The sequence below is a fragment of the Glycomyces artemisiae genome (assembly GCF_003002955.1).
GTDB classification, from domain to species: Bacteria; Actinomycetota; Actinomycetes; order Mycobacteriales; family Micromonosporaceae; genus Glycomyces; species Glycomyces artemisiae.
This window is the reverse complement of the sequence record NZ_PVTJ01000007.1, coordinates 159,015-183,541: the sequence shown is the minus strand read 5'-3', so window position 1 is coordinate 183,541 and position 24,527 is coordinate 159,015. Positions and strand designations below refer to the sequence as shown.

23 protein-coding genes are annotated in these 24,527 nt (G+C 72.0%); 13 read left to right on the top strand and 10 right to left on the bottom strand.

Translation table 11 applies throughout. The features are described 5' to 3' along the window. Positions 1 to 29 precede the first annotated feature (29 nt). Positions 30 to 764, top strand: a complete 735-nt coding sequence (locus B0I28_RS18475) for an SDR family NAD(P)-dependent oxidoreductase (protein ID WP_106365317.1) — start codon at positions 30 to 32, stop codon at positions 762 to 764. 64 nt (positions 765 to 828) lie between these two features. Here the strand turns inward: B0I28_RS18475 and B0I28_RS26925 are convergent, their stop codons facing one another. Beyond that, positions 829 to 1,008 (bottom strand): hypothetical protein, encoded by a 180-nt coding sequence (locus tag B0I28_RS26925; protein ID WP_146148159.1) that lies wholly within the window; start codon positions 1,006 to 1,008, stop codon positions 829 to 831. A 71-nt stretch (positions 1,009 to 1,079) separates the two neighbouring features. Between B0I28_RS26925 and B0I28_RS18470 the strand changes: the two genes are divergently transcribed. Continuing rightward, a complete protein-coding gene (locus B0I28_RS18470; protein ID WP_106365316.1) occupies positions 1,080 to 2,012 on the top strand; it encodes a LysR family transcriptional regulator in 933 nt (310 codons plus the stop codon). Between the two features lie 21 nt (positions 2,013 to 2,033). Here B0I28_RS18470 and B0I28_RS18465 read toward each other — a convergent pair whose 3' ends face one another. Together B0I28_RS18465 and B0I28_RS18460 are read right to left on the bottom strand one after the other, a co-directional pair. After that, positions 2,034 to 2,687 carry a hypothetical protein gene (locus tag B0I28_RS18465; RefSeq protein ID WP_106365315.1) on the bottom strand — a complete coding sequence of 218 codons (654 nt, stop codon included), beginning with the start codon at positions 2,685 to 2,687 and terminating at the stop codon, positions 2,034 to 2,036. 147 nt (positions 2,688 to 2,834) lie between these two features. Then, entirely contained in the window at positions 2,835 to 3,581 is a 747-nt protein-coding gene (locus tag B0I28_RS18460) for an NADPH-dependent F420 reductase (RefSeq protein ID WP_106365314.1), read from the bottom strand. Between the two features lie 142 nt (positions 3,582 to 3,723). On the opposite strand from B0I28_RS18460, the gene B0I28_RS18455 reads away from it, so the two are divergent. The 3 genes from B0I28_RS18455 to B0I28_RS18445 all read left to right on the top strand — a co-directional run bounded on the left by B0I28_RS18455 (position 3,724) and on the right by B0I28_RS18445 (position 6,893). Continuing rightward, a complete protein-coding gene (locus B0I28_RS18455) occupies positions 3,724 to 4,578 on the top strand; it encodes a helix-turn-helix domain-containing protein (protein ID WP_181245855.1) in 855 nt (284 codons plus the stop codon). Between the two features lie 222 nt (positions 4,579 to 4,800). Next, positions 4,801 to 5,997 (top strand): hypothetical protein, encoded by a 1,197-nt coding sequence (locus B0I28_RS18450; RefSeq protein ID WP_146148158.1) that lies wholly within the window; start codon positions 4,801 to 4,803, stop codon positions 5,995 to 5,997. Positions 5,998 to 6,110: 113 nt separating this feature from the next. Then, positions 6,111 to 6,893: an alpha/beta hydrolase gene (locus tag B0I28_RS18445; protein WP_106365311.1), complete on the top strand. Its 783-nt coding sequence runs from the start codon at positions 6,111 to 6,113 to the stop codon at positions 6,891 to 6,893. Positions 6,894 to 6,896: 3 nt separating this feature from the next. On the opposite strand, the gene B0I28_RS18440 is transcribed toward B0I28_RS18445, so the two are convergent. Then, positions 6,897 to 7,520 carry a TetR/AcrR family transcriptional regulator gene (locus B0I28_RS18440; protein WP_106365310.1) on the bottom strand — a complete coding sequence of 208 codons (624 nt, stop codon included), beginning with the start codon at positions 7,518 to 7,520 and terminating at the stop codon, positions 6,897 to 6,899. Positions 7,521 to 7,676: 156 nt separating this feature from the next. On the opposite strand from B0I28_RS18440, the gene B0I28_RS18435 reads away from it, so the two are divergent. The 5 genes from B0I28_RS18435 (at position 7,677) to B0I28_RS18415 (ending at position 12,620) form a co-directional block, all read left to right on the top strand. Continuing rightward, positions 7,677 to 9,014 carry an ABC transporter substrate-binding protein gene (locus tag B0I28_RS18435; RefSeq protein WP_181245854.1) on the top strand — a complete coding sequence of 446 codons (1,338 nt, stop codon included), beginning with the start codon at positions 7,677 to 7,679 and terminating at the stop codon, positions 9,012 to 9,014. After that, positions 9,001 to 9,882, top strand: coding sequence for a carbohydrate ABC transporter permease (locus B0I28_RS18430; RefSeq protein WP_106365308.1), 882 nt, complete (start codon positions 9,001 to 9,003; stop codon positions 9,880 to 9,882). The genes B0I28_RS18435 and B0I28_RS18430 overlap by 14 nt, the downstream gene beginning before the upstream one ends. After that, positions 9,879 to 10,694: a carbohydrate ABC transporter permease gene (locus tag B0I28_RS18425; protein WP_245889030.1), complete on the top strand. Its 816-nt coding sequence runs from the start codon at positions 9,879 to 9,881 to the stop codon at positions 10,692 to 10,694. Before B0I28_RS18430 ends, B0I28_RS18425 begins: the two co-directional genes overlap by 4 nt. A gap of 249 nt (positions 10,695 to 10,943) precedes the next feature. Next, entirely contained in the window at positions 10,944 to 12,008 is a 1,065-nt protein-coding gene (locus B0I28_RS18420; protein ID WP_106365307.1) for an FUSC family protein, read from the top strand. Positions 12,009 to 12,071: 63 nt separating this feature from the next. After that, on the top strand, positions 12,072 to 12,620 hold the full coding sequence (locus B0I28_RS18415) for a hemerythrin domain-containing protein (RefSeq protein ID WP_106365306.1): 549 nt from the start codon (positions 12,072 to 12,074) through the stop codon (positions 12,618 to 12,620). A gap of 63 nt (positions 12,621 to 12,683) precedes the next feature. Here the strand turns inward: B0I28_RS18415 and B0I28_RS18410 are convergent, their stop codons facing one another. The 3 genes from B0I28_RS18410 to B0I28_RS18400 all read right to left on the bottom strand — a co-directional run bounded on the left by B0I28_RS18410 (position 12,684) and on the right by B0I28_RS18400 (position 16,224). Continuing rightward, positions 12,684 to 13,892: a zinc-dependent alcohol dehydrogenase gene (locus tag B0I28_RS18410; protein WP_106365305.1), complete on the bottom strand. Its 1,209-nt coding sequence runs from the start codon at positions 13,890 to 13,892 to the stop codon at positions 12,684 to 12,686. 101 nt (positions 13,893 to 13,993) lie between these two features. Next, entirely contained in the window at positions 13,994 to 14,419 is a 426-nt protein-coding gene (locus B0I28_RS18405; RefSeq protein ID WP_245889029.1) for a low affinity iron permease family protein, read from the bottom strand. A 14-nt stretch (positions 14,420 to 14,433) separates the two neighbouring features. Beyond that, a complete protein-coding gene (locus B0I28_RS18400; RefSeq protein WP_106365304.1) occupies positions 14,434 to 16,224 on the bottom strand; it encodes a thiamine pyrophosphate-requiring protein in 1,791 nt (596 codons plus the stop codon). 123 nt (positions 16,225 to 16,347) lie between these two features. Between B0I28_RS18400 and B0I28_RS18395 the strand changes: the two genes are divergently transcribed. Then, complete coding sequence (locus B0I28_RS18395; protein WP_106365303.1) at positions 16,348 to 18,420, top strand: catalase; 2,073 nt, start codon at positions 16,348 to 16,350, stop codon at positions 18,418 to 18,420. 38 nt (positions 18,421 to 18,458) lie between these two features. Here the strand turns inward: B0I28_RS18395 and B0I28_RS18390 are convergent, their stop codons facing one another. Beyond that, a complete protein-coding gene (locus B0I28_RS18390; RefSeq protein ID WP_106365302.1) occupies positions 18,459 to 19,043 on the bottom strand; it encodes a TetR/AcrR family transcriptional regulator in 585 nt (194 codons plus the stop codon). 98 nt (positions 19,044 to 19,141) lie between these two features. On the opposite strand from B0I28_RS18390, the gene B0I28_RS18385 reads away from it, so the two are divergent. Next, entirely contained in the window at positions 19,142 to 20,206 is a 1,065-nt protein-coding gene (locus B0I28_RS18385) for an NAD(P)-dependent alcohol dehydrogenase (protein ID WP_106365301.1), read from the top strand. A gap of 89 nt (positions 20,207 to 20,295) precedes the next feature. On the opposite strand, the gene B0I28_RS18380 is transcribed toward B0I28_RS18385, so the two are convergent. Beyond that, a complete protein-coding gene (locus tag B0I28_RS18380) occupies positions 20,296 to 21,093 on the bottom strand; it encodes an alpha/beta hydrolase (protein WP_106365300.1) in 798 nt (265 codons plus the stop codon). A gap of 253 nt (positions 21,094 to 21,346) precedes the next feature. Here B0I28_RS18380 and B0I28_RS18375 point away from each other — a divergent pair, with 253 nt between their 5' ends. Continuing rightward, positions 21,347 to 22,258, top strand: coding sequence for a peptidase inhibitor family I36 protein (locus B0I28_RS18375; RefSeq protein ID WP_106365299.1), 912 nt, complete (start codon positions 21,347 to 21,349; stop codon positions 22,256 to 22,258). Positions 22,259 to 22,323: 65 nt separating this feature from the next. Here the strand turns inward: B0I28_RS18375 and B0I28_RS18370 are convergent, their stop codons facing one another. Further along, positions 22,324 to 24,363 (bottom strand): glycosyltransferase, encoded by a 2,040-nt coding sequence (locus B0I28_RS18370; RefSeq protein WP_106365298.1) that lies wholly within the window; start codon positions 24,361 to 24,363, stop codon positions 22,324 to 22,326. Between the last annotated feature and the right edge of the window lie 164 nt (positions 24,364 to 24,527).

Below are 24,527 nucleotides of genomic sequence, written 5' to 3'. Positions count from 1 at the left end.
GCAATCGGCTTCCGATCAAAGGAGCGAATATGAGCCGCATCTTGATCACCGGGTCGGCCGAGGGTCTCGGGCGCGCCGCAGCCGAGACCCTCCAGGCGGAAGGGCACGACGTGATCGTGCACGCCCGCAACCGATCGCGAGCCGCCGTCCTCGATCCGCTCGCCGAGCGCGGGGCGGCCGTGGTCATCGGCGACTTCGCCGAGCGCGACGACGTGCTCCGCATCGCCGAGGAGCTGGGGGACGAGCCACTGGACGCGGTCATCCACAACGCGGGGGTGTGGTCGGGCCGGGCGGTCATGCCGGTCAACGTCATCGCGCCATACCTGCTGACCGCCCTGCTCACCCGGCCGAAGCGCCTCGTCTACCTCTCCTCGGGCTCGCATTACAGCGGCAGTGCCGCCGCGCTGAAGGACACCGACTGGCGCGGGCGGACCGCCGGTTCCTATTCGGACAGCAAGCTCTTCATCACCGCGCTCGCCGCCGCCATGGACCGACTGCGCCCGGGTGTGGTCGGCAACGCCGTCGACCCCGGCTGGGTCCCGACCCGCATGGGCGGGCCGGGTGCGCCCGACGACCTCGAACAGGGCCACCGGACCCAGGAGTGGCTCGCCGTCAGCGACGACGCCGAGGCGCTGACCACCGGCGGCTACTGGTACCACAAGGCCCGCCGCGACCCCCTTGAATCCGTCCACGACCAGGACTTCCAGGACCGCCTCATCGAAGCCCTCGCCGCCGAGACCGGCATCCGCATCACCGCCGCGTGAGGGCGACCGCCGCGGGTCAGAGGCCGTCGCGGGCGGCGAGAGGGAGCGGCCGTCCGACTGACGGTCAGAGGATCGTCTCCGCGGAGGCGCGGACGAGCCAGACGGACAGGCGCCCGCAGTCGCAGCGCGCGTAGACGACAGTGCCGTTCGACGTGGCGTGGCGCGAGACCACGCGCTGCGTCTCGGCCATGCGCAGTTCGCACAGGGGGCAGGGGGCGTCCTGTCGGTCCTCGTTTCTGGTCATATACCAACGGTCGGGCTAGATTCGTGAGAAAGCAACGAAAGTTTCTTCACGGGACCTTGTGAGGAGATCGCATGATCGATCCCAGGCTCCACACGCTCCGCGTGCTCCGCTCGCACGGCACGGTCACGGCCGCGGCCATCGCGCTGCACCTGACGCCGTCCACCGTCTCGCACCAGCTCAAGCAGCTCGCCTGCGAGACCGGGCTCCCGCTGCTGGAGCCGCAGGGCCGCCGCGTCCGGCTCACCGAGGCCGCCGAACTGCTCCTCGAACACGCCGACGTGCTCTTCGCGCAATGGGAACGCGCGCAAGCGGAACTGGAGACGCTGACGGCGGGCCGCAGCGGCGCGATCCGGGTGTGCGGCCTCTCCAGCACCATCTCGGCGTTCATCGCCCCGGCGGTCAAGCGACTCCGGGAGGCGGAGCCGGGCGTGCAGATGCACTTGGCCGCAGTCGAATCCGACGAGGCGTTCCGCATGCTCGAATCCGGGGAGGCGGACATCGCCGTCATCAGCCCCACCGACCTGACGCCCGCGCCGAGCGACCGCCGGTTCGAGCAGGAGTTCCTCATCGACGACGTCGAAGACCTCCTCGTGCCCGCCGGCCACCCCTTCGCCGAGCGCAAGAGCGTGCGCCTCGCCGAGGCCGCGGACGAGACGTGGGTCAGCATGCCCTCCTGCGCCGACCAGGAGCAGCTGTTCCTGCACGCCACCGCGGCGGCCGGGTTCGCGCCGCGGATCCAGCACCGGGCCGACACCTACTTCTGCGCGTCAGGCCTGGTGTGCACCGGATTCGGGGTCACGCTGTACTCGCGCCTGGTCCCGATCCCGGTCGAGCACGAAGTGGCGCGCGTGCCGATCCACGGCGACCCGGTGCCGACCCGCCGCCTGTTCACCGCGGTGCGCCGCGGCAGCGCGAACCGCCCGGCCATCGCCCGCGGCTTGACCGCGATCCGGAAGGAAGCGCTCGAAGGGGCGTGGACGCGGCGCAACCCCTCGGCCGCATAGCGCCGGCCGTCGCGGCGGGCTTCAGGCCGGGGGGACGGGGGCGCGGCGGTCGGGTTCGCGTTCGTCGACGACTTGGAGGTCGGGGGCGAACCGGGCGACGGCGGCGGCGAGCGCCCCGGCGCGGGCGGGGTGGAGGCGGGCGCTGCACTTGTGGATGCCGCCGGGGAGCCAGGCGGGGACGCCGTTGTCGCGGAGGTCGGCGGCGGTCCAGTGCCGCGCTTCGGCGGCCTTGCGGAAGTTGTCGGTGCGCTCGCTGCGCCGGACGATGCCGATCCGAGGGGCCCAGGACTCGACGCCGAAGCGCTTGGCGCGTTGGCGCCACAGGACGATGCGGTCGACCTCGGCCCATTTCGCGCGGACCTTCGCGCCGTCCAGGAGCGTGATCCCGGCGGGGTCGAGGCGGGCGGCGGGGAGCGGGCGCAGGAGCATGAGGCTGCGGACCAGCGGGTAGCCGAGGAGCGCGAGGCCGAGGTAGAGCGGCGGCTGCCAGGCGTACGCCTCGGTCTCGGACATCCAGACGTAGCGGTCGCGGACCATGATCGTCTCGCCGCCCGCCGCGATCATCCACAGGACCGTCCCGACCGCGATCACCAGGCCGATCCCGGCCCAGGCCCAGGAGGCGCGCTCGATCGGGTTCCTGATCGTGACCTGCTCGTGCGCTGCTCGCTTCGCCATGGCCCCCGTCCGCCCCGTGTCGTCCTCGGAGACTACCGGGCCCGGACCGCCCGGACACCGCGAGCCGGTCGTCTTCACGCGGTCGGGCCCGCCCCCGTTCAACCGGCCCGGAAGCGGGCGCGGATCCCTCTGCCGCGAGCGCCGCGATCAGACGTCGAAGGGGAACCTCGTGTCGGCCGGGTTCTGTCGTTCGGCGCCCTCGACCAGTTCGGCGATCTCCTTGGCGGAGACGGGGATCGCCGGCCGGGCGGCGATCCAGTCGCGGAAGCCCGCCATGTCCAGCCTGGGGATGTCGCCGACGTAGGGCGTCACGTAGACCGGCGTGTTCGGCTCGCTGCGCCAGCTGTCGGCGAGGGCGCCGGCGTCGACCGCGTCGAACCCGAGCAGGTCGAGCAGGGCGGTCGCCTCGGCCTTGGCGGCGGCGTCGTCGCCGGCGACCGGAAGCGCCGAGCGGTCGGACGCTCCGGCGGGCCGCGGCAGGTTCAGGATCGGTCCGACCGTGATGTTGTTGAACGCCTTGACTACTCGCGCGCCCGGAAGGTGGCGTTGGAGGAGCTCGCTCTCCGTCAGCTCCCGGTCGTCGAGGACGGCCAGGCTGCCGTCGCGCTGCGGGTAGTAGTTCGCGGTGTCGAGCACCGTCTTCCCGGCCAGCGCCTCGGACGGGAGCCTGCCGAAGGCGGCCAACGGGACCGACACCAGGACTAGGTCCGCCGCTTGCGCCGCCTCCGCCGCGGTCGCGGCGCGGGCGCGGTCGCCGAGCTGCGCGGCCAGGTCAGCGAGGGTCTCGGGGCCCCGCGAGTTGCTGAGGATCACGTCCAGCCCCGCGTCGACGGCGATCCGCGCGACCGCCGCTCCGATGTTGCCGCTGCCGATGACGCCGAGCGTCCGAGCCATGAGGTTCTCCGTTCCATGATTCCCGCGGCGCGTCGGACGCCGCCCGGCAATTATGCGGTCCTGCTTGCGGCGCAGCCAGATCCGTGAGATGCGTACTCACGGTCTGATCACCCGCGCATACCCGCGACGTAGAGTTGCGGCCATGGACATCCGGACCGAGCTGAGCGAGTTCCTCAAATCGCGCCGCGCCCGCCTGCGTCCCGAGGACGTCGGCCTCCGCGACTTCGGCGGCGTCCGCCGGGTCGCGGGCCTGCGACGTGAGGAGCTCGCGCTGGCGGCCGGAGTCAGCATCGCCCACTACACCCGGCTCGAACAGGGCAACGGCCAGAGCGTCTCGGACGAGGTCCTGGACGCCGTCAGCGCGGCGCTGCGCCTCGACCCGGACGAATCCAAGTACCTGCGCCAGATCGCGCGCCGCCCGACCGCGTGCGAGTTCAGGCAGGCCACGCCCGACTCGCACCGGGGAGCCCGGTACCTCCTCGACTCGCTGGAGGCCGCGCCCGCGTTCATGCTCGGCCGCCACACCCAGATCGTCGGATGGAACCCGCTGGCGGTGGCCGTCTTCGGCGACTTCCCCTCGCTGCCGGAGGAGGACCGCACCCTCACGCACTTGCTGTTCACGGACCCCTATGTGCGGGAACTGCACCGCGACGGATGGGAGCGGGCCGCGCGCGAGCACGTCGCTCACCTGCGCACCCTCCTCGGACATTTCCGCGCCGATCCGAAGGTCATCGCGCACATCGAGCGGATGCGGGCCGAGAGCGCGGACTTCGCACGGCTGTGGGGGGAGTACCTGGTCGGACGTGTGATCGGCAGGGTCTTCACGCTGCACCACCCGGTCGCGGGCGAACTGCGCTTCTACGGTGAACGGATCATGCTCCCCGACGAGCCGGCCTGCTGCAGCGTCGACGTCTACGCGACCGAGCCGGGCTCGGACACCGCGCGTGCGCTGCTCGAACTCGCCCGCGAGTCGCCGGCCCCGTCAGGGGTCCGCTGACCGCAGCGGTGGTCGAGCAAGGCGCCGACCAGTGGACGGGCACGGCCGCGAAGGTCCGGGCACCACGCTTGCGCGGTCGGTCGATTCGGCCTTCGCACACTCATGCGGTGGAGATCGTAGATGTCGAGTCCGGAGACGCCCGGCTCTGAGCGCGGCGGTCGCGCCGGGTGCCGCCGCTTCCGGCGCCCCCGGGCCCGGCGGGCGGGTGGGAGAATACGGCGCGTGGCAAGTGAATCCCTCTGCGATGCCTGGACGGAGATCGAGCGGTCGATCCGGGATCGCGTGCGCTCGGGCCTTGAAGCGCAGGCCGAGAGCATCCGGGTCTCCGTCCCGCACATGGAGGCCGCGGTCCGGAGCTTCAGGGAGGTGCCGGGCTCCTGGAACCCGGGCCCCGAGCAGCGCGGGTACGTCGCGCAGTTCCTGGAATGGTGCAGGGTGAACCTGATTCGCCCGCACCACTTCGCCTCGCCGTTCATGCGCTCGGCCCCCGCGGCGTCCGACCGGGACGCCATGCTGCTCGAACAGGGCGTCCAAGCGATGGAGCAGGTCCTCAGCGGCCACGAGCGGGATCCCGCGAAAGTCGTCCACTACCAGCAGCGCCTTTCCGACCTGCCGCAGCTCATGCACCTGGTCTCCCGCGAGTACGCCGCTGCCGCCGCACGGGACATCGGCTGGGACCTCGACCCCGCGCTCGGTCCGCTGCGACACGCGGTGCTCCGCGAGGGCGTCTCGGCCCGCGTCCTCGCCGAGGACCTGCGGGCGCTCGACGAGCGCGCGCGACCGCTCGGGAACCGACTGTGGACACGGGCGGCCGGCCTCGCCGAGGCGAAAGCCTGGCGGACCGACGCTTGGGAGCAACTCCAGCACTTCGGCGACCGCGAGATGGGCGAGCGGTTCCTGGAGTCGACCGGGCCGCTCGACCACCTCGACAACCGCTTCATCGACAACCCGTACGCCGTCGCCTGCGTGGCGGTCGGCTTCGGCACCGAATTCCTCGGAAAGGTCATTCAAGGCATGCCCGACTACGCGGCCGCGTCCGGCCAGCCGGAAATCAGCACCGGGACGACGTTCAACTTCAACAACTCCACCGTCAACGGCGGGCAGTTCGCCCAGACGATCCACAACACCGACACGGTGATCGCCGCTGTCGCGGCCTCCGGGCAGGCCCAGACCGCGCAGGCGCTCAAGGCGGTCGAGGAGGCCGTCCTCGCCGATGCGCACCTCGACGAGGCGACCCGGACCGAGCTGCTCGACAACGTCACCTACCTGTCCGAGGAAGCGGTCAAGGACCCCTCGGAGCGGCGCGCGGGCGTCCTGCGCACGATCATCGGCGGCATCCAGGCGGCGGCCGCCTCCGGCTCGGCGCTCCAGCAGGCGATGACGACCTGGGGCGGCGTCCTCGGTGCGCTCGTGCCCTGACCGGGACGGCCGTACGGGGCGCCCGCCGCCCCGCCGGCGGGCCTCGGTCGCGGCCGACGGCGGCCTACAGTAACCTACTGACTATTCAGTCAGTTTAGGAAGCGGTGTGCGACATGGCGATGATCCGTTACGACTACCGTTCCGAGGTGCTCGAACTGAGCACGTCCTTGGTCGTCTGCCTGCCCGATGCGGCACCGCCGACCGGGGGCTACCCGGTGCTGTACCTGCTGCACGGCCTGAGCGACGACGCGACGATGTGGGTGCGCAAGACGGCGCTGGAGGAGCACCTCCAGGCGTGCGCGCTGCCGCTGCTGGTCGTCATGCCGCAGGCGCACCGCTCGTACTACACCGACGAGGCCCACGGGATCGACCACTGGACCCACGTGACCGCCGAGGTGCCCGCGGTCGTCTCGCGCACCTTCCGGATCAGCGCCGAGCGCCGGGACACGTACGTGGCGGGCCTGTCGATGGGCGGGTACGGGGCGATGAAGTGGGCGCTGCGCGAGCCGGAGCGCTTCGGAGCGGCGGCGAGCTTCTCGGGGGCGCTCGGTCTGGCCCAGCGGACCGCCGACCCCCGTGCGGCCGGCGCCCTCGACGGCCGGCTGTGGGACACCATCTTCGACGGCCGCGACGTCACCGGCACCGAGCACGACCTGCTCAGGCTGCTGGACTCCGCTGCCGGAACCGCCCTGCCGCCGCTGCGCGTCACCTGCGGAACGGACGACCCGCTGCTGGCGGAGAACGAGCGGTTCATCGCGTCCGCGCGGCGCCTGGGCCTCGATCCGGCGGTCGACATCGGCCCCGGGGCGCACACGTGGGACTACTGGGACGCCCAGCTCCGGGCCTTCCTCGAGTGGCTCCCCGCCGCCGCGGACCGAGGGCGCGCCGCTCCGTGAGCCTCAGTCGCCCGGGGGATCGCTCCGCAGGGTGCGCACCTGGTCCTGCGCCCACTGCGCGGCGATCTCCTTGGCCGGCATGGAACGGTTCGCCAGCCAGGCGGTCTCCAGGCCGTTGACGAAGGCGAGGATCTCCATCGCCTTGCGCCGGGGATCGACGTCCTCCCGCAGCACGCCGTCCTCCTGGGCGCGCGCGAGCGCCAGCGCGACCTTCTCCACCCCCGCCTCGTAGGCGCTGCGGAGCCGCTCGCTGATCGCGTTGTCCTCACTCGCGTTCTCGGCGACGAGCACCGTGTGCATCCCGACCATGTCGGAGTCCTCCGGCCACCGCCCCACGGCCTCGACCACCGCCGTGAACACGTCCAGTCCGGGGCGGTCGTCCTCGCCCCACGTGAAGTACTGCTCGCTCTCGTCGCGCCGGTCGAGTACGGCGTGGAGCAGCAGCTCCTTGGTGTTGTAGTGGTAGATCAGGCCCGGCTGCGACACCCCGGCCTGCTTCGCGATCTGCGCGAGCGAGGTGCCCCGCGCGCCGTGCCGCGCGATGAAGTAGGTGGCCGCCTTGAGGATGCGCTCGCGCCGCGCGTGGCCCCGCGCCGCCGCCCCCTGCCCGAGGCGACCGCTCGTCATCGCCGGCTCCGCGCGGCGGTCGTCGTGCTGGTCGGCGGCGCGGCGGTGCGCCGCCCGGACAGACAGGAGATGCTCATCCTTGAATACTAACTGAATAGTCAGTAGGATCGAGCCGAGTATCCTGACTGAGGAGTCAGGATGGAAGGATTCGAGCCCATGGCAACGTCGCCGAACATCCCCCGCCGAACCGCGCTCGGCGCACTCCTCGCGCTCCCCGCCGCGAGCGCGCTGACCGCCTGCGGCGCACCGGGTTCCGGCCCGGCCACCACCGCGCCGCGAACCATCAGCACCGCACTGCCCGGCGAGCCGACCACGCTGGCGATGCGCGCCAACGCCGACCAGGCCCCGCTCTGGGAAGCGCTGGGGAGCGCGTTCGAGGACGCCTACCCGCAGATCACCGTCGAGGTCGTCACCGAGGACTTCGCCGCCCTCCAGCAGAACGGCCCGCGCTACCTCGCCTCCCAGGACGCCCCCGACCTGCTCCGGTTCCCCTCGCCCGGCGACGCGGTCGCCGACGGCCTGCTCCTGCCGTTGCAGCCGTACGCCGAGGCGTACGGCTGGGAGGACTTCCCGGAGACGCAGCTCAACCAGTGGCGGATCGCCGCGGACGGGCACACCCGCGGCGACGGGGACCTGTACGGCCTGGGGGTCGGCTTCGCGCTCGTCGGCCTCTACACGAACACGACCGCGCTCGACGGGCTCGGCCTCTCCCTGCCGACGTCGCTGGAGGCGATGGCCGAGGCCATGGCGGCGGCGAAGGAGGCGGGCCTGACGCCCCTCGTCTCCAGCCAGGCGGGCCTGTCGAACCTCCTCCAGAACCTCATGCAGGCGACCGCCGCCGAGCAGGTCTCCGACTGGGTGCTGGGCAAGCCCGGAGCGACGATCGAGGGCCCCGAGACCGAAGCGGCCGCCGCCACCCTCCTGGACTGGCGCGACCGCGGGTTCCTCGCGCCCGACGTCCTGGCCGTCGACGACGCGGCCGCGCTGTCGGCGTTCACCGCCGGAGAAGGCCTGTTCTACATCCAGGGATCGTGGATGGCCGCCGCGGTCGACCAGTCGGCCGCCGATATCGAAGTGCGCTTCACAGTCGTCCCCGGGACGGAGCCGGGCAGCGACCTGACCGCCACATCGGCGCCCAACAGCTTCGTGATCCCCGCGAAAGCCGAGCACCCCGACCTCGCGGCGGCCTTCCTGAACTGGGCCTCGATCGACCCCGCGGCCCGCGAGCTCCTGGTCGCGACCGCCGGACTGCTCCCGGGCGGGCCGGTGGAGCCCGAGCCGGTCTTCACCGAGGGCGGGGCGCTGGCCGACGCCGCCGCGGCGTTCACCGAGGTGGCGGAGGCGGACCGGTTCGTCGACTTCCTCGCCAACGCCAGCGCCGGGATGCTGACGGGGACCCTCCAGCCCCAGATCGACCTGCTCATCGACGGCCAGATCGATCCCGCGGCCTTCCTCGCGCGCCTCCAGGAGGACGTCGAGCGTGAGCGCGCCTGACCGGAACCGGGACCGCGCGGGCCTGCTGTGGGTCCTGCCCGCGCTGGGCTTCTACGCGTGTTTCGTGCTCTACCCGCTGACCCAGACCGCCCGGTACTCGCTGTACGACTGGAACGGCATCGGCGAGGCCACATGGGTGGGGCTGCGGAACTACCTCACCGTCCTCACCGACTCGACGCTGCGCGACTCCGTGGTGCACGCGCTGATCCTCATCGTGTTCTTCACGGTCATCCCCGTGTCGATCTCGCTGCTGGCGGTCGCGGCGATGGGCAGGCTGCGCACCGGCGCGTTCGTCAGCGCGGCCCGCACCGTCCTCTTTCTGCCGCAGATCATCCCGCTGGTCGGCGCGGCGATCGTCTGGACGTGGATGTACTCCGACCAAGGAGCCGTCAACCAGGTCCTGCGCGCCGTCGGCCTCTCGGGCCTCGCGCGGCCGTGGCTCGCCGACTTCGGCACGGCCCTGCCGGCGGTCGGGCTCATCGGCAGCTGGGTGTCGACCGGGTTCTGCTTCGTCCTCCTGATGGCCGGCACGGGGAAGATCGATCCGGCCCTGTACGAGGCCGCGCGGCTGGACGGCGCGAACGCGACGCAGGAGTTCCGGCACATCACCCTGCCCGGCCTGCGCAACGAGATCGGCGTCGCGGCCACCATCACCACGATCGCGGCCCTGTCCTCGTTCGACATCGTCTACGTCGCCACCGGAGGCGGGCCGGGCTTCTCCACCATGGTGCCCGGGGTGCAGGTCATCCGCCTCGCGTTCACGACCGGAGAGGTCGGCCTCGGCTCTGCGCTCGCGATCGTGCTCCTGGTGCTGGTCCTCGCCGTGGTCGTCCCCATGCAGGTCTTCAACCGAAGGGCGCGCCCGTGAACCGCGGCACCCAGATCCGTGAACGCTTGATCCTCGCCGCGATGATGGCGATCTCGATCGTGCCCTTCGTCGGCGTCCTCTTCACGTCGCTGCACCCGCAGGGCACCGTGCCCGCGGGGATCTCCTGGCCCGAATCGCCGCAGTGGAGCAACTACCTCGAAGCCTGGAGCATCGGGAACATCGGGCAGCTGCTGTGGTCGAGCACGCTCATCGTGCTCGTCGTCGTGCCGGTGGGCCTGCTCGTGTGCACCATGGCGGGGTTCGCGCTGGGGCACCTGCGCACCCCCGGGCGGGTCCTCATCTCCACGCTGTTCCTCGCCGGGCTCGCGGTCCCGTTCGAATCGGCCATCGTGCCGCTGTACTACCAGGCGGAGGCGCTGGGCACGCTCAACACCCGGTGGGCGATCATCCTGCCGATGATCGGGCTGCTGTCGCCGTTCGGGGTGTTCTGGATGTCCGCGCACTTCCGCGGGGTGCCCGCTGCGATCAGCGAGGCGGCGCGCATGGACGGGGCCGGCACGACGCGGCTGTTCCTCCACGTGCACCTGCCGCTGGCGCTCCCCGCGATCAGCACCCTCGCGCTGCTGCAGTTCATCAGCACCTGGAACCAGTTCCTGGTCGCGTCGGTGCTCGTCGACGACCCCGGCCTGCGCACGATGGCCGGCGCGCTCGGCGCGTTCCAGGGCCAGCACCGCACCGACGTCGTCCTCCTGTGTGCGGGGGCGGTGACGATCATGCTCCCGACCGTGGTCCTCTTCCTGTTCCTCCAGCGCAGGTTCGTCACCGCGCTGCTCGCCGGAGCCGTCAAGTAGCCGTCCGGCCGCCGCCGTCCCCGGTCCGCCGGACCGGGGACGGCGGCGGCCACCCCGAGACCCTCCGCCAGCTGCACTGGACCAGGGCTGCGCTGAAGGAGAGCGCCGCGCAGGTCATGCTCGCTGAGTAGAACCGGGCCGGGTCGGGTAGCCGACCGAAATGGACCGAGAAACGATCGCGCCGACCCGCACGCTCGAACCGTCCCCTGCGCCCTCCCACGGCGAGACCCCGCCGAGGTAAGCCGCGCCATGGGTCCCGACGAGATCCGAGACGGCGCGGCCGCCGATCTCAACGGCGTCCGTCGGTTCCTGGACGGCCTGGGGAGGCCGGGGAGCCGCGCTCGCGAGACCGCCGCGCAGGCCTGCAAGGCCGCGCTCGCGGCTGTCGCGGCGTGGCCGGTCGCCGTGTACGCCTTCGGGATCGCGCAGCCCTACCTCGCGGCGTGGGTCGCGCTCGTCATGGTGCGCCCCACGGTCCACTGGTCGCTGCTCACCGCGTTCCGCCAGATCGCCGCCTTCCTCCTGGGCGTGGGCATCGCGGTCGCCGCGACCGCCTTGCCGGGCAAGGCGCTCGCGCTCGGGGCCGCGGTGGTCGCCGCGGTCCTGGCGGCCCAGTGGCCGCGCCTGGACGACCAGGGCCTGTACGTGCCGTTCACGGCGCTCATCATCATCGCGCTGGACGGCGTCGACGGCCCGTTCATCGTCGACCGGCTGCTGGAGACCGGGCTCGGCGCGGCAGTGGGCATGGCCGTGAACCTCCTGGTGATGCCGCCGCTGCGCCTGGACGGGGCCGGATCGGACCTGCGCCGCGACGGCGATGCCGCCTCGGGCGCCCTCCGGGACCTCGCCGCACGCCTGCGCGAGGGCGACGGCCCGGAGGACCTGAGCGGCCTGGGGGAGCGGCCGGGCCGGACTCGGCCGCGCATCCGCCGGGCCCGCGACAGCCTCCGCCTGAACCCGCGCTCGGGCCGGCGCCGCGTGGAGGCCGACCGCCTCGAATCCGCGTTCACCATGCTGCGCAACGCCATCGACGCGACTCGCGCGATCGCCGGGCTCCTCGACCCCGACCACCGCCCGAGCCCGGAGCGGCTCGACCCCGGCTTCCGGGACCACTACGCGAACGCGCTCGACCGCGCCGCGGACTATCTGGACGACCGGCTCGCCGCCGTCCTCTCCAGCGCCGACCCGCCCGCGCCGCCCGGCCCCGACATCGAGTCCCTGGAGCGACTGGCCGCGCGGCCCGACGGTGCGGAAGGCGCAGAACTCCAGGGCGCGCTCCTCGCCGCCCTGCGGCGCCTGCTCCGCGCCCGCTGATGCATGAGCGCCCTGAGCAGGGGTACCCCCGCGGCGACCGACGCCGAAGGAGAGGACGAGGACATGAGCGGCGACGTAGTGGACCTGATCATGGCCGACCACCGCGAGGTGGAGCGGCTGTTCGACGAGCTCAAGACGCACCCGGAGACCCGGCCCCTGCTCACGCCGGTGCTGTCGGCGCTGCTGACCGCGCACAGCCGCGCCGAGGAGGCCGAGGTCTACCCGGTCGCCAAGACCGAGGCCCACGAGACCGAGGAGGTCGCGCACTCCCAGGAGGAGCACGAGGAGGCCGAGGAGCTGCTCGTCCGCCTCAACGGCGCCGACCCCGAGTCCCCGGAGTTCGACCGGGCCCTCCAGCAGCTCATCGACGCCGTCACGCACCATGTCGAGGAGGAGGAGTCCACGGTCCTGCCCGGCATGAAGACCGGGCTCGGCGACGCCCGCCGCGCCGAACTCGGCGCGGCCTTCGCCGCCAGCCGCGCCCAGCACCTCGGCGACGAGCCGGGCCACGCCAGCCGCGAGGAGCTCGAACTCCAGGCGCGGAACATGGACATCAGCGGTGCGTCCAACATGGACAAGGCCGCGCTGAAGGACGCCGTGAAACCCGAGTGATCGGAACAGCGGGGCCGAGTCCTGTTCCCTGCGAACAGGACTCGGCCCCGCTGCGATCATTGGTCAGGCGACGTCCAGCACCGTCTTGAGCCAGCCGTCCTCGCGGCGGTCGAACGTCTCGTACGCCTCGATCGCGTTCGCGGGCGGCTCGTGCTTCGTGATGAACCCGGTCGGGTCGAGCGTCCCCGTCGCGACCAGGCGCAGCAGCCCCGGGATGTACCGCCGGTGGTTGCAGTTGCCCATTTTGAGGGTCAGGTTGCGGTTCATGGCGTCGCCGATCGGGAAGCGGTCGAACCCGGCCGGGTACACCCCGACGACGCCGATGCTCCCGGCCTTCGCGACCGCGTCGACCGCCCACCGCAGCGCGAGGCTCGGCGCGTCGCCGGGCACCCACTGGTCGCCGTCCGGAGCGGCTTCCGGCGCGGCGACGTCCCGTTCCCGGTCGAACTGCGCCGCTTCGCCTTCGGGCAGCACCGCGGGCCCGGCGGCGGGCCGCTGCGCGTCGACGCCGACCGCCTCGATCACCCGGTCGACGCCGATCCCGCCGGTCAGGTCCTTGACGGCCGCCACCGGGTCCTCCCGGTTGAAGTCGATGACCTCGGCGTGCTGCTCCCGCGCCTTCTCCAGGCGCGATGCGATCCCGTCGACGACGAGCACGCGCCCGGCGCCCTGGCGCTTCGCCGAGGCGACCGCGAACTGGCCGACCACGCCCGCGCCGAGCACCAGGACCGTGTCGCCCCGGCTCACCTCCGCGAGCTTCGCGCCGAACCACGCGGTCGGGAAGATGTCCGAGAGCAGGATCGCCCGGTCGTCGTCCACTTCGTCCGGTATCGGGACCAGTCCCGTCTGCGCGTACGGCACCCGCGCGTACTCGGCCTGGAGTCCGTCGACCGGCCCGGTCGAGGCCGGACCGCCGAAGAAGCACGTGCCCGCGGCGGGCCCGTTCGGGTTCGCGTTGTCGCACTGCGCGTAGTACCCGGCCCGGCAGTACGAGCAGGTCCCGCACCCCACAGTGGACGGAACCACGACCCGGTCCCCGGGCCGGAACCCGCGCACCGCGGAACCGACCTCCTCGACCACGCCGACCGCCTCGTGCCCGAGGATCGTGCCCGGGACCATCCCCGGCATCGTCCCGCGCACCATGTGCAGATCCGTCCCGCAGATCGCGCTGCGCGTGATCCGCACGACCGCGTCGGTCGGCTCCTCCACCGCCGGATCGGGCACCTCGTCCAAGCGGATGTCCCCGATCCCGTGCCACACCACGGCCTTCATCGCATTCCCCTCCGCGAACGCTGCCGGGCCGCGGTCCCGCGGCCCTCGCCCACAGGCCTACCCGCTGACCTGCCGCGTATGCGCGGCCGCCGACTCGCGGCTCAGGTGCTCTCGTCGTCCTCCAGGCCCACCGCGCGGCGCAGCTGGTCGCGGCACTCGTCCAGATCGGTGGAGTCCGGGTCCTCTTTCGCGGTGTGCTGCATGAGATCGGCGAGGCCGTTGGCGATCGCGTTGAGCTTCTGCTGGATCGCCGCGTCGTTGCGCGACTCGGTGTTCTGGAGCAGCGCCACCATGAGGAACGTGATGATCGTCGTCGTGGTGTTGATGATGAGCTGCCAGGTCTCCATCGGCAGCCAGATGATCGACGGCGCCCAGATCAGCACCAGCAGGATGCACAGCAGGAAGAACGGCGCGCGGGCGGCGAACTCCGACGCCTTGGTCGCGAACCTGTCGAACAGGCCGACGTGGTTCGAGACGTCCTCCGGCATCGTCGCGTCCGCCGTGCGCTCCTCGTGCTTCTCGGTCACAGCGTCCTCCTTCGTCAGTGCCGGTGCGGCAGCAGTTCCCGGGCCTTGGTCTTCACGCCGCGGACGAGGACGTCCCACGCGTCGGGGTCGCCCTTGAGGAGCGCCTGGGTCGTGGACGCGAGCTGGTCGCGGTTCACGTGCGGCGGGATCGGCGGCACGTTCGGATCGCAGTGGACGTCGAGCAGGACCGGCCGGTCCGCGGCGAACGCGAGGTCCCAGGCGTCGCCGAGCCGGTCCGGATCGGTCACCGTGACGCCCTGGAACCCGAGATGGCCGGCGACGTCCGCGTACGAGACCGGCGGCAGATCCTGCGACGGCCCGAACTTGGGCGCGCCGCCCGCGGCCCGCAGCTCCCAGGTGACCATGTTCAGGTCCCCGTTGTCGAACACGCACACGATGAAGCGCTGATCCTCCCACCGGTCGAGGTAGTGCGACGCGGTGAGCAGCTCGGCGAGGCCGTTCATCTGCATCGCGCCGTCGCCGACGAGCGCCACGACGGGCCGGTCGGGGTAGGCGAACTTCGCGCCGATCGCATACGGGACGGCGCAGCCCATCGTGGCGAGCGTCCCCGACAGCGAGCAGCGCATCGTGCCGCGGACCTTCAGCTGGCGCGCGTACCAGTTCGTCGACGACCCGGAGTCGGCGGTGACGATCGCGTCGTCGGGGATGCGCTCGGAGAGCTCGCGGACCACCCGCATCGGGTTGACCGGGTCCGCCTCGACGAGCGACTGCCGCTCCAGGGTCTCCCACCACGAGGCGACGTTCTCCTCGACGGTCTCGCGCCACTCGCGGCGTTCGCGCGGCTCCAGCCGCGGCAGGAGCGCGGCGAGCGTGGCCTCCGCGTCGCCCACGAGCGCGGCCTCGACCGGGTAGCGCAGGCCGATCATCGAACCGTCGAGGTCGATCTGGACGGCGCGGGCCTGCCCGAACTCGGGCAGGAACTGGCTGTACGGCATGTTGGAGCCGACGATGAGGAGGGTGTCGCAGTCGCGCATCATCTCGTAGCTGGGGCGGGTGCCGAGCAGGCCGATCGAGCCGGTGACGTACGGCAGGTCGTCGGTGAGCACGTCCTTCCCCAAGAGCGCCTTGGCGATCCCGGCGCCGGTGGCGTCGGCGACCTGCGTGAGCGCGGCCCCGGCGCCGCGGGCGCCCTGGCCCGCGAGGATCGCGACCCGGTCCCCGGCGTTGAGGATCTCGGCGGCGAGGTCGAGTTCGGCCGCGGCGGGGAGCGTGCGCACCGCGGGGTGCGAGGGCGGTGAGGAGGGCACCTGCTTCATCGCGTGCGCGGGCGGCGCGTAGGCCTCCTCCTGGACGTCGGCGGGGATGATGACGGCGGTCGGGGCCCGGTGCGCCTCGGCGGCGCGGAACGCCCGGTCGAGCGTGAACGGCAGCTGCTCGGGCACGTCGACCTCGGCGAGGTACGCGGAGGCCACGTCCTTGAACAGCGACCGCAGGTCCACTTCCTGCTGGTAGGACCCGCCCATGGCGCTGCGGGCGGTCTGCCCGACGACCGCCACGACGGGCACGTGGTCCAGTTTCGCGTCGTACAGGCCGTTGAGCAGGTGGATCGCGCCCGGACCCGAGGTCGCGGCGCAGACCCCGGGGCGTCCGGAGAACTTCGCGTACCCGACGGCCGCGAAGGCCGCCGCCTCCTCGTGGCGGGTCTGGATGAACCGCGGCCTGTCCTCGGCTCGCCCGAACGCGGCGATGATCCCGTTGATCCCGTCGCCCGGATAGCCGAAGACCTGCTCCACGCCCCATTCGCGCAGCCTGCCCAGTACGTGGTCGCCCACCTGCTCCGCCATGGCGCCCTTCCTTTCGGTAGCCGTCGTCACACGGGGCTACCCGCTCCCCGGGGTGATAACCGCCGTTTGACGGCGGCCAGCGCGGGTAGGGAGGTCCGAGAGGGACGACGAAGGGGGACCGCCATGACCGACGAGGCCGCACGCGACCGCAAGGACGCCCAGCTCGACCGCGACAGGGTCATCGACGCCGACGAGGCGCTGACGACGCAGCAGGGGGTCCGGGTCGACCACACCGACGACTCGCTCAAGGCGGGCGGCCGGGGGCCGACCCTGATGGAGGACTTCCACGTCAGGGAGAAGATCACCCACTTCGACCACGAGCGCATCCCCGAGCGCGTGGTCCACGCCCGCGGGGCGGGCGCGTACGGCGTCTTCCGGCCCTACGACGACTCGCTGCGGGAGTTCACGACCGCGTCGTTCCTGACCGACCCGGCCGAGGAGACGCCGGTGTTCGTGCGCTTCTCGACCGTCGCCGGGTCGCGCGGCTCGGCGGACACGCCGCGGGACGTGCGCGGCTTCGCGACGAAGTTCTACACCCGCGAAGGCAACTACGACCTGGTCGGGAACAACTTCCCGGTCTTCTTCATCCAGGACGGGGCCAAGTTCCCCGACTTCGTGCACGCCGTGAAACCGGAGCCGCGCAACGAGATCCCGCAGGCCGCCTCGGCGCACGACACCCTGTGGGACTTCGTGTCGCTCCAGCCCGAGACGCTCCACGCGATCATGTGGCTCATGTCGGACCGGGCGCTGCCGCGCTCGTTCCGGATGATGCAGGGCTTCGGCGTGCACACGTTCCGCCTGATCGACGCGGCCGGCCGCGGCACGTTCGTGAAGTTCCACTGGACGCCCGCGCTCGGCACCCACTCGCTGGTCTGGGACGAGGCGCAGAAGGTCTCCGGCGCCGACCCGGACTTCAACCGCCGCGACCTGTGGGACGCGATCGAGGCCGGGGACTTCCCCGAATGGGAGCTGGGCGTGCAGCTCGTGCCCGAGGAGGACGAGTTCGCGTTCGACTTCGACCTGCTCGACGCGACCAAGCTCATCCCCGAGGAGCAGGTCCCGGTCCGCCCGGTCGGCAGGCTCGTCCTCAACCGCAACCCGGACAACTTCTTCGCGGAGACCGAGCAGATCGCGTTCCACACCGCGAACGTGGTGCCCGGCATCGACTTCACGAACGACCCGCTGCTCCAGGCCCGCAACTTCTCCTATCTGGACACCCAGCTGATCCGGCTCGGCGGCCCGAACTTCGCGCACCTCCCGGTGAACCGGCCGGTCGCCGAGGTCCACAACGACCAGCGGGACGGCTACGGGCAGCACCGCGTCCACACCTCGGGCACCTCGTACAACAAGAACTCGATCTCGGGGGACAGCCCGGCGCCGGGTGCGGAGGGCTCGTACCGGCACTACACCGAGAAGGTCGAGGGCGCGAAGATCCGGGAGCGCTCGGAGTCCTTCAAGGACTTCTACGGGCAGGCGGCCCTGTTCTGGCACTCGATGACCCCGGTGGAGGCCGAGCACATCGTGGCCGCGTACCGCTTCGAGCTGGGCAAGGTGACCGACAAGGACATCCGCGCCCGCGTGGTCGACCAGCTGCGCCTCGTGGACCTGGAACTCGCGCAGCGCGTCGCCGCAGGGGTCGGCGTGCCCGCGCCTTCCGAAGGCGCGCACCGGGAAGGGCCCACCTCCCCGGCGCTGTCGCAGCTCACCGACCCGGTGCGGTCCGTCGCGACCCGCAAGGTCGCGGTCCTCGCCGCCGACGGCGTCGACGGCACCGGCCTGACCCGCCTCGTCGCCGACCTGCGCCGCCGCGGCGCCGTCCCCGAGGTCCTCGGGCAGACCGACGGCGTCGTCCACTCCGAGACCGGCGAGGACGTCGTGGTCGACCGGGCCCTGCCCACGATGGCCTCGGTCCTGTACGACGCGGTCGCCGTCCCCGGCGGGGCCGACGCGGCCCTGCGCGCGGACGGCCGGGCGCTCCACTTCGTCGCCGAAGCCTTCAAGCACGGCAAGGCGATCGCCGCGTTCGGCACCGGATCGGACCTGCTTGAGGCCGCCCGGATCGACCCCGGCGCACCCGGCGTCGTCACCACCGCCGCGGACGGCGGCGACGTCCCCGACGCGTTCCTCGACGACTTCGCCGACGCGATCGCGGCGCACCGCGCCTGGGACCGCCGCACCGACGACGTCGCGGCCTGACCGCGGCCGGGCGCCCCGATTAACGCGCTGATCTGGGGTCAGGGCGCCACGAGTCGGGCGACGGCGTCGCGCAGCAGCGCGCGCCGCCGGTCGTGGTCGCTCTCGGGTTCCTCGACCGTGGCGGTGTAGACGCTGCTCGACGGAGACCAGGCGGAGGCCATGCCGATGAGGAGGATGAGCAGATCGGCGGGGTCCCCCGCCCGGACCCGGCCCGCCTCCTGCGCGGCCGCGATGGCCGCGAGCTTCGACTCGTGCTCGGCGCCGTCGAACCAGCGGCCCGTGGGGCGCCGTTCGAGCCTCGTCCAGGCGATGAGCCGCGCGAGCTCGGGATGCTCCAGGTTCCGGTCGTACAGCCGCACCGCCCACCCCGGCAAGTCGTCGGCGTCGAACGGCACGCTGTCGGCGCTGGTGTCCACCCGGTCGGCGATGACGGCTTCGAACAGGCCCTCCTTGCTGCCGAAGTAGGCGTACAGCTGCGCCTTGTTGGCCCCGGCCGCCGCGATGATGCGGTCCATCCGGGCCCCGGCGATCCCGACGCGCGCGAATTCGTCAGCGGCGGCGTCGAGGATCCTGCGGTGCGTGGCGATCCCGCGCGAAGTGGTGGGCATCGGGGGCTCTGACATGGCCGTACGGTACCAGAAAGACCAGTCGGTTGACTTCGGCTCGCCCGCGGCCTAGGCTCGATAAAGACAGACTAGTTATTCTTTTTTCGGAGGTCCCGATGACTACCAGCACCCTCGCGTGGCAGCACGCGAACGACAGCACCGAGCTGCGACCGGTCGCGATCGAGCGTCGGAGCCTCCGCGCCGACGACATCGCGGTCCAGGTCGCCTTCTGCGGCGTGTGCCACAGCGACCTCCACGCGATCCACGGCGCCACCCCGCACATGTCCGACGGCGGCGGGCTGGTCCCCGGCCACGAGTTCACCGGCACGGTCACCGCCGTCGGAACGGCCGTGACCCGTTTCGCCGCAGGCGATCCCGTCGCCGTGGGCACGCTCGTCGACTCGTGCGGCGAATGCGCCATGTGCCGGGTCGGGCAGGAGAACTTCTGCCAGCTCGGACCCGTCAGCACCTACGGCGGACGGGACCGCGTCGACGGGACGGTGACGAAGGGCGGCTACAGCCGCGAGTACGTGCTGCGCGAGCGGTTCGCCTACCGCCTCCCCGCCTCGCTCGACCCGGCCGCGGCCGCCCCGCTCATGTGCGCCGGGATCACGATGTGGGAGCCGCTCCAGGCGGCGGGCGTCGGACGCGGCAGCCGCGTCGCCATCGCAGGCCTCGGCGGCCTCGGCCACCTGGGCGTGAAACTCGCTGCGGCCCTAGGCGCCGAAGTCACCGTCCTCAGCCGCACCAGCGACAAGGCCGACGACGCGCTCGCGCTCGGCGCCGAGGACTTCCTCCTGACGACCGACGACGATCGGCTGCGGCCCGCCCGCGGCCGCTTCGACCTCATCCTCGACACGATCGCCGCCGACCACGACCTCTCCCCGCTGCTGCGGCTGCTCGCACTCGACGGCACCCTGTCCGTCGTGGGCAACCCGCTGATGTCCGGCCCGCGCATTCTCGAACTCACCGCAGGCCGCAAGAAGCTCACCTCCAACGGCACCGGAGGGACGAAGGGAACGTCCGCCATGCTGGCGTTCTGCGCCGAGCACGGCATCACCGCCGACATCGAGGTCCTCCCCTCCGCACGCGTCAACGAGGCGCTGACCCGTCTGGAGAAGGGCGACGTCCGCTACCGCTTCGTCCTCGACATGTCCGACCTCGCCGACCTGGAGTCCTGAGCCGCACGGGGCCCGACGGGCCCCGTCGATCGGTGCGCCGGGCCCGCCGGGCCCCGTTCTCGAAGCGCGGTCGCGCTCCTCGGCCGGGTTCAGCGTGCGGCGACGTCGCGGACGGCGTCGGCGACGGCCTTGAAGTCCTTCTTGAGGATGAGGTCGTGGTTGCTGGCGACCTTCGCGCTGATCTCGACGTTCGGGTTGCGCGCGACGTACTTGTCGAGCGCGGCCCGGATCTTCTCCTGCTCGTCGCCCTTGCTGCCGAAGGACGCGCCGGAGGCGAGGACGTAGCGGGTCGGCACGGCCAGGCCGTCGATCACGGGGCCGAGGTTCGCCTCCCGGGAGATCTTGCCGAGCTCGATGTTGCACTCGGCCTGCTGGGCCGCGCTGAGCTTCGGGGTGAGGCCGGTGGGGCGCAGCAGGGCCGTGACCGGGCTGAGCCGCTTGAACAGCTTGCGGATGCGCGCTTCCATGGCGTCGGTGAGCCAGTCGTGCGGCTCGGCCCCGTCGACCGGGACGACGCCGATGCAGCGGTCGGGGTTGCGGAAGGCCCAGGTCGTGGCGACGAACGCGCCGTACGACCAGCCCGCGATGATCACCGGCCCGGTCACGCCGCGGGCGGCGAGGACGGCGTCCACGTCGCGGACGCACGCCTCGAACGAGTAGTCGGCGGAGGTCTTGGACTTCTTGCCGCGGGCGCGCTCGTCGAAGTTGATGTGGCGGAACCCGTCGCCGAGCTCGGCGACGACGTGCTTCCAGTAGCCGAGGGTCGCGAACTGGCCGTTGCAGTAGATGACCGGGACGCCGTCGCCGCCGGTGTCGGTGACGTAGAGGGCGGTGTCGTCGACCGGGACCATGCCGGTCCACAGGGCCTTGGTGTCGTTGTTCGTCATGCCCTGAACTCTGGACTCCGGCGCTGACACGACGCTGACACGATCCTGACTCCGCCTCTGCACGAAGAATTCCTTCATCGATTGCTTGACTTGTGGAGATTCCTGTCAGATCCTGGATGAGGGCCCAGACGACCTGGGATTGTAACCCCAAGTGTCGCAGTCGATTCAGTTCGAGGCCGTCCCACCGGGCGCCGTTCGACCCCAAGACGGACGCCCGATCTCCTTCCTTACCCCCCTTCTGCAAGGAGCAGTCATGAGTTGGATCAGATCGAAGCGGCATGCCCTGATCGCGGTGTTCGCGGCGGCCGTGATGGGCCTGGCGGCGGCGGTCGCCGGGGCCGCGCCCGCGCAGGCCGCGACGGCGCGCAACGGCGTGTGCGAGTCCGGGGAGTTCTGCCTCTACTACAACAGCGACACCTCCGGCTCGGTGAGCGACTTCGCCGGGTCCGTCAGCGACTACGGGTCGGGCTCGGGCTGCTACAAGTTCATCAGCGCGGGCGCCGGACAGGGGCAGTGCGTCAAGAACAACGCCGCCTCCGCCTGGAACCGGACCAGCCGGTACGTCACGGTGTTCTACTACAGCGGCTACAGCGGCCCGATCGACAACTTCAGCCCCGGTGCCGAGGCGAACCTCCGCGCCTACCTGAAGAACGAGAACGCCGCCCACCTCCTCGGCGTCAGCGGCGACGCGGCCGACAACCTCGAATACGCCGTCTACCACACGTCCTCGGCGAACATCACCGCCTACTTCGACGGCTACACCACCACCTCCGGACGCCACGAGGGCGTCGACATCGCGCACACCGTGGGCGCTTCGGTGTACGCGCCGGTCTCGGGCACCGTGGTCCGCATGACCGAGGGCTCCCGCGGCTCCGGCGGCCTGTCGACCCTCGCCGTCTACAACTCCAGCCTCGACAAGACCGTGGTCTACCTGCACCTGGACCCGACCGTCGGCGTCGGCGCGACCATCTCCGTGGGCGAGAAGATCGGCGTCGAGGACTGGCGCGGCGTCAGCTCCTCCGGCGGCGCCCACACGCACGTCGAGATGCGCAACGGCCGCCAGACCGCCGCGGCCCCCAGCGTCGGCGACCCCACGCTGAGCAACCCGAACCCGACGAGCTTCTGGACCGCCAGGGGCTACAACATCTGCTGCCAGTTCGGCTAGATCCGCGCTGACGCAAGCGGAAAGCCGCGGAGGGCCATGGCCCTCCGCGGCTTTCCCGTTCGGATTCAGCGGGCGGAGAGGACCGCGTGCTCCGGCTTCGCCGCTCGCAGTTCCGAAAGGCCGGGCGCGGCGATGTCGAGGTAGACGCGCTCGTACTCGGCCAACGTGGATTCGAGGTCGTGGGAGGCGATCATCTCCAGGCTCGCCTCGCCCATCGCCGCGCGGGTCGGCTCGTCGTCGAGGATCGCGGCGATCCGCTTGGCGAAGTCGTCCGTGTCGGTCGGCGTGAAGAGCCAGCCGTTGCGGCCGGGGTGGACGAGGTGGGGGAGGGCCATCGCGTCGGCGGCGACGACCGGTTTGCCCGCGGCCATCGCCTCCATGGTCGCGATGCTCTGGAGCTCGGCCGTCCCCGGCATGCAGAACACGTCGCAGCGCCGGTACGCCTGCACCACTTCGTCATCGGAGACGAACCCGTGGAAGACGACCCGGTCGGCGATGCCGAGCCGCGCCGCCAGGGCCTCCAGCCGGGGCCGGACGCTGCCGTCGCCGACGATCTCGACGCGCACGTCGGCGGGCAGGAGCGCGGCGGCCTCCAGCAGCTCGTCGACGTTCTTCTCCGCTTCGAGGCGGCCGACGAACAGCAGGGTCGGCGCGGCGGCCCGCTCGACGCTCCCGCCGGTGTAGCGGGCGCGGTCGATGCCGCAGGAGATCGCCATGACCGGGCGGTCCAGGCCGTTGCGCTCCAGGATCTGGGCGGCGCGGAGCGTCGGCGTGGTGCAGACCGTGGCCCGGTCGTAGACGCGGGCGAGGTCGCGCCAGGCGAGCCGGGCCGCGAGGCGGTGCGACCAGCGCGGGAGCGGCCCGAAGCCGAGGAGGTTCTCCGGCATGAAGTGGTTGGTGGCGACGACCGGGATGCCGGCGGCGGTGGCGGCGCGCACGGCGGCGCGGCCGACGATGAAGTGGGCCTGGGTGTGGACCACGTCCGGGTCGATCTCGGCCAGGAGCTCCGGCACGGCTTTGGCCGCGCGCCAAGGCGGGCAGAACCGGAAGTCCGGGTGGAACGGGGTCCGGACCGCGCCGATCCGGTGGACCGTGACGCCGCCGACGGTCTCCGTGAACGGCTCGTTCCTGGTCGAGGGGCAGATGACGTGGACGTCGTGCCCGCGCCCGGCCAGGCCGGAGGCGAGGCGGTGCGCGAAGTTGGCCGCGCCGTTGACGTCGGGCCAGTAGGTGTCGGCGGTGATCGCGATGCGCAGCGGGCCCTCGCCGGTCCTGCGGCGGGCGGCCGCCGCGGCCTCACGAGGGGGGAGCGCGCGGGCGAGCATCAGCAGCCCGGCCGCGGCGGCGGCGGCGGGCGCGGCCATCGCGGCGAGCGTCCCGGATGCGGTCTCGCCGTAGGCGAACGCGCCGATGAGGACGGCGACGAGCGGGTCGACGATGGTGAGCGCGCCGACGACCGTGGCGGCGGACCCGGCGGCGTACGCCTGGTGCACGAGCCACGCTCCGGCGAGCGCCGCGGCCGCGGCCTCCGCGATGATGAGCGCGATCTGCTCCGGCGCGAGCGGTGCGACGGCCACGGCCCGCACGAGGGCCGAGGTGAGTCCGAACAGGACGGCCGCGGCGACGGCCAGGAGCAGGCACCGCATGCGGCCCTTGACGGCGAACGCCACGGCGCACACGGCCGCCGCGGCGGGGAGCGCCCACTGGGCGGCGGCGATGTCGGGCGCGGACACGACGGTGCTCGTTCCCATGGCGGACAAGGCGATCAGGGCCGCGATGCCCACGGTGCTCAGCGTCAGGGCGGCGATCACCGAGCGGGTGAGCGCGGTCCCGGTGAACACCACGGTGAGCACGAGGGCGATCATGCCGACGGGTTGGACGACCGCGATGGGCGCCAAGGTGATCGCGATGATGTGCAGGCCGGCGCCCAGCACGACGAGCCCGTTCCCGAGGTACCAGGAGGGCGTGCTCAGGATGGTCCGGACCGCGGAGAGCCGCAGTTCGGGACCGGACGTCGACTGGGTGACGGCGCCGTGCTGGAGGCAGGCGGCGCCGGCCAGGCAGCAGGCGCCGACGGCGGCGAGGACGATGGCAAGGATCAGCATGGATTCCTCTCGGGCGCGGCGGCGGGGGCCGGTTCGCGGGCAGGGGTGCAGCGTCGGGCGGTGCAGGGTCCGGTGATGCGGACTCGCGTGCCGGATCGGTTCGACGTGCAGGAACAGACTCTCGTATCCGCAGGTGAGCCCTGATGAAGAACAGCCGTCGAACA

Excerpts from the sequence above, each read along its gene's own strand:
- B0I28_RS18415 (WP_106365306.1), top strand. The coding sequence starts at position 12,072 with ATGAGCGGCGACGTAGTGGACCTGATCATGGCCGACCACCGCGAGGTG.
- B0I28_RS18420 (WP_106365307.1), top strand. The coding sequence starts at position 10,944 with ATGGGTCCCGACGAGATCCGAGACGGCGCGGCCGCCGATCTCAACGGC.
- B0I28_RS18395 (WP_106365303.1), top strand. The coding sequence starts at position 16,348 with ATGACCGACGAGGCCGCACGCGACCGCAAGGACGCCCAGCTCGACCGC.
- B0I28_RS18455 (WP_181245855.1), top strand. The coding sequence starts at position 3,724 with ATGGACATCCGGACCGAGCTGAGCGAGTTCCTCAAATCGCGCCGCGCC.
- B0I28_RS18370 (WP_106365298.1), bottom strand. The coding sequence starts at position 24,363 with ATGCTGATCCTTGCCATCGTCCTCGCCGCCGTCGGCGCCTGCTGCCTG.
- B0I28_RS18380 (WP_106365300.1), bottom strand. The coding sequence starts at position 21,093 with ATGACGAACAACGACACCAAGGCCCTGTGGACCGGCATGGTCCCGGTC.
- B0I28_RS18385 (WP_106365301.1), top strand. The coding sequence starts at position 19,142 with ATGACTACCAGCACCCTCGCGTGGCAGCACGCGAACGACAGCACCGAG.
- B0I28_RS18475 (WP_106365317.1), top strand. The coding sequence starts at position 30 with ATGAGCCGCATCTTGATCACCGGGTCGGCCGAGGGTCTCGGGCGCGCC.
- B0I28_RS18440 (WP_106365310.1), bottom strand. The coding sequence starts at position 7,520 with ATGACGAGCGGTCGCCTCGGGCAGGGGGCGGCGGCGCGGGGCCACGCG.
- B0I28_RS18375 (WP_106365299.1), top strand. The coding sequence starts at position 21,347 with ATGAGTTGGATCAGATCGAAGCGGCATGCCCTGATCGCGGTGTTCGCG.
- B0I28_RS18435 (WP_181245854.1), top strand. The coding sequence starts at position 7,677 with ATGGCAACGTCGCCGAACATCCCCCGCCGAACCGCGCTCGGCGCACTC.
- B0I28_RS18445 (WP_106365311.1), top strand. The coding sequence starts at position 6,111 with ATGGCGATGATCCGTTACGACTACCGTTCCGAGGTGCTCGAACTGAGC.
- B0I28_RS18410 (WP_106365305.1), bottom strand. The coding sequence starts at position 13,892 with ATGAAGGCCGTGGTGTGGCACGGGATCGGGGACATCCGCTTGGACGAG.
- B0I28_RS26925 (WP_146148159.1), bottom strand. The coding sequence starts at position 1,008 with ATGACCAGAAACGAGGACCGACAGGACGCCCCCTGCCCCCTGTGCGAA.
- B0I28_RS18400 (WP_106365304.1), bottom strand. The coding sequence starts at position 16,224 with ATGGCGGAGCAGGTGGGCGACCACGTACTGGGCAGGCTGCGCGAATGG.
- B0I28_RS18465 (WP_106365315.1), bottom strand. The coding sequence starts at position 2,687 with ATGGCGAAGCGAGCAGCGCACGAGCAGGTCACGATCAGGAACCCGATC.
- B0I28_RS18390 (WP_106365302.1), bottom strand. The coding sequence starts at position 19,043 with ATGTCAGAGCCCCCGATGCCCACCACTTCGCGCGGGATCGCCACGCAC.
- B0I28_RS18470 (WP_106365316.1), top strand. The coding sequence starts at position 1,080 with ATGATCGATCCCAGGCTCCACACGCTCCGCGTGCTCCGCTCGCACGGC.
- B0I28_RS18460 (WP_106365314.1), bottom strand. The coding sequence starts at position 3,581 with ATGGCTCGGACGCTCGGCGTCATCGGCAGCGGCAACATCGGAGCGGCG.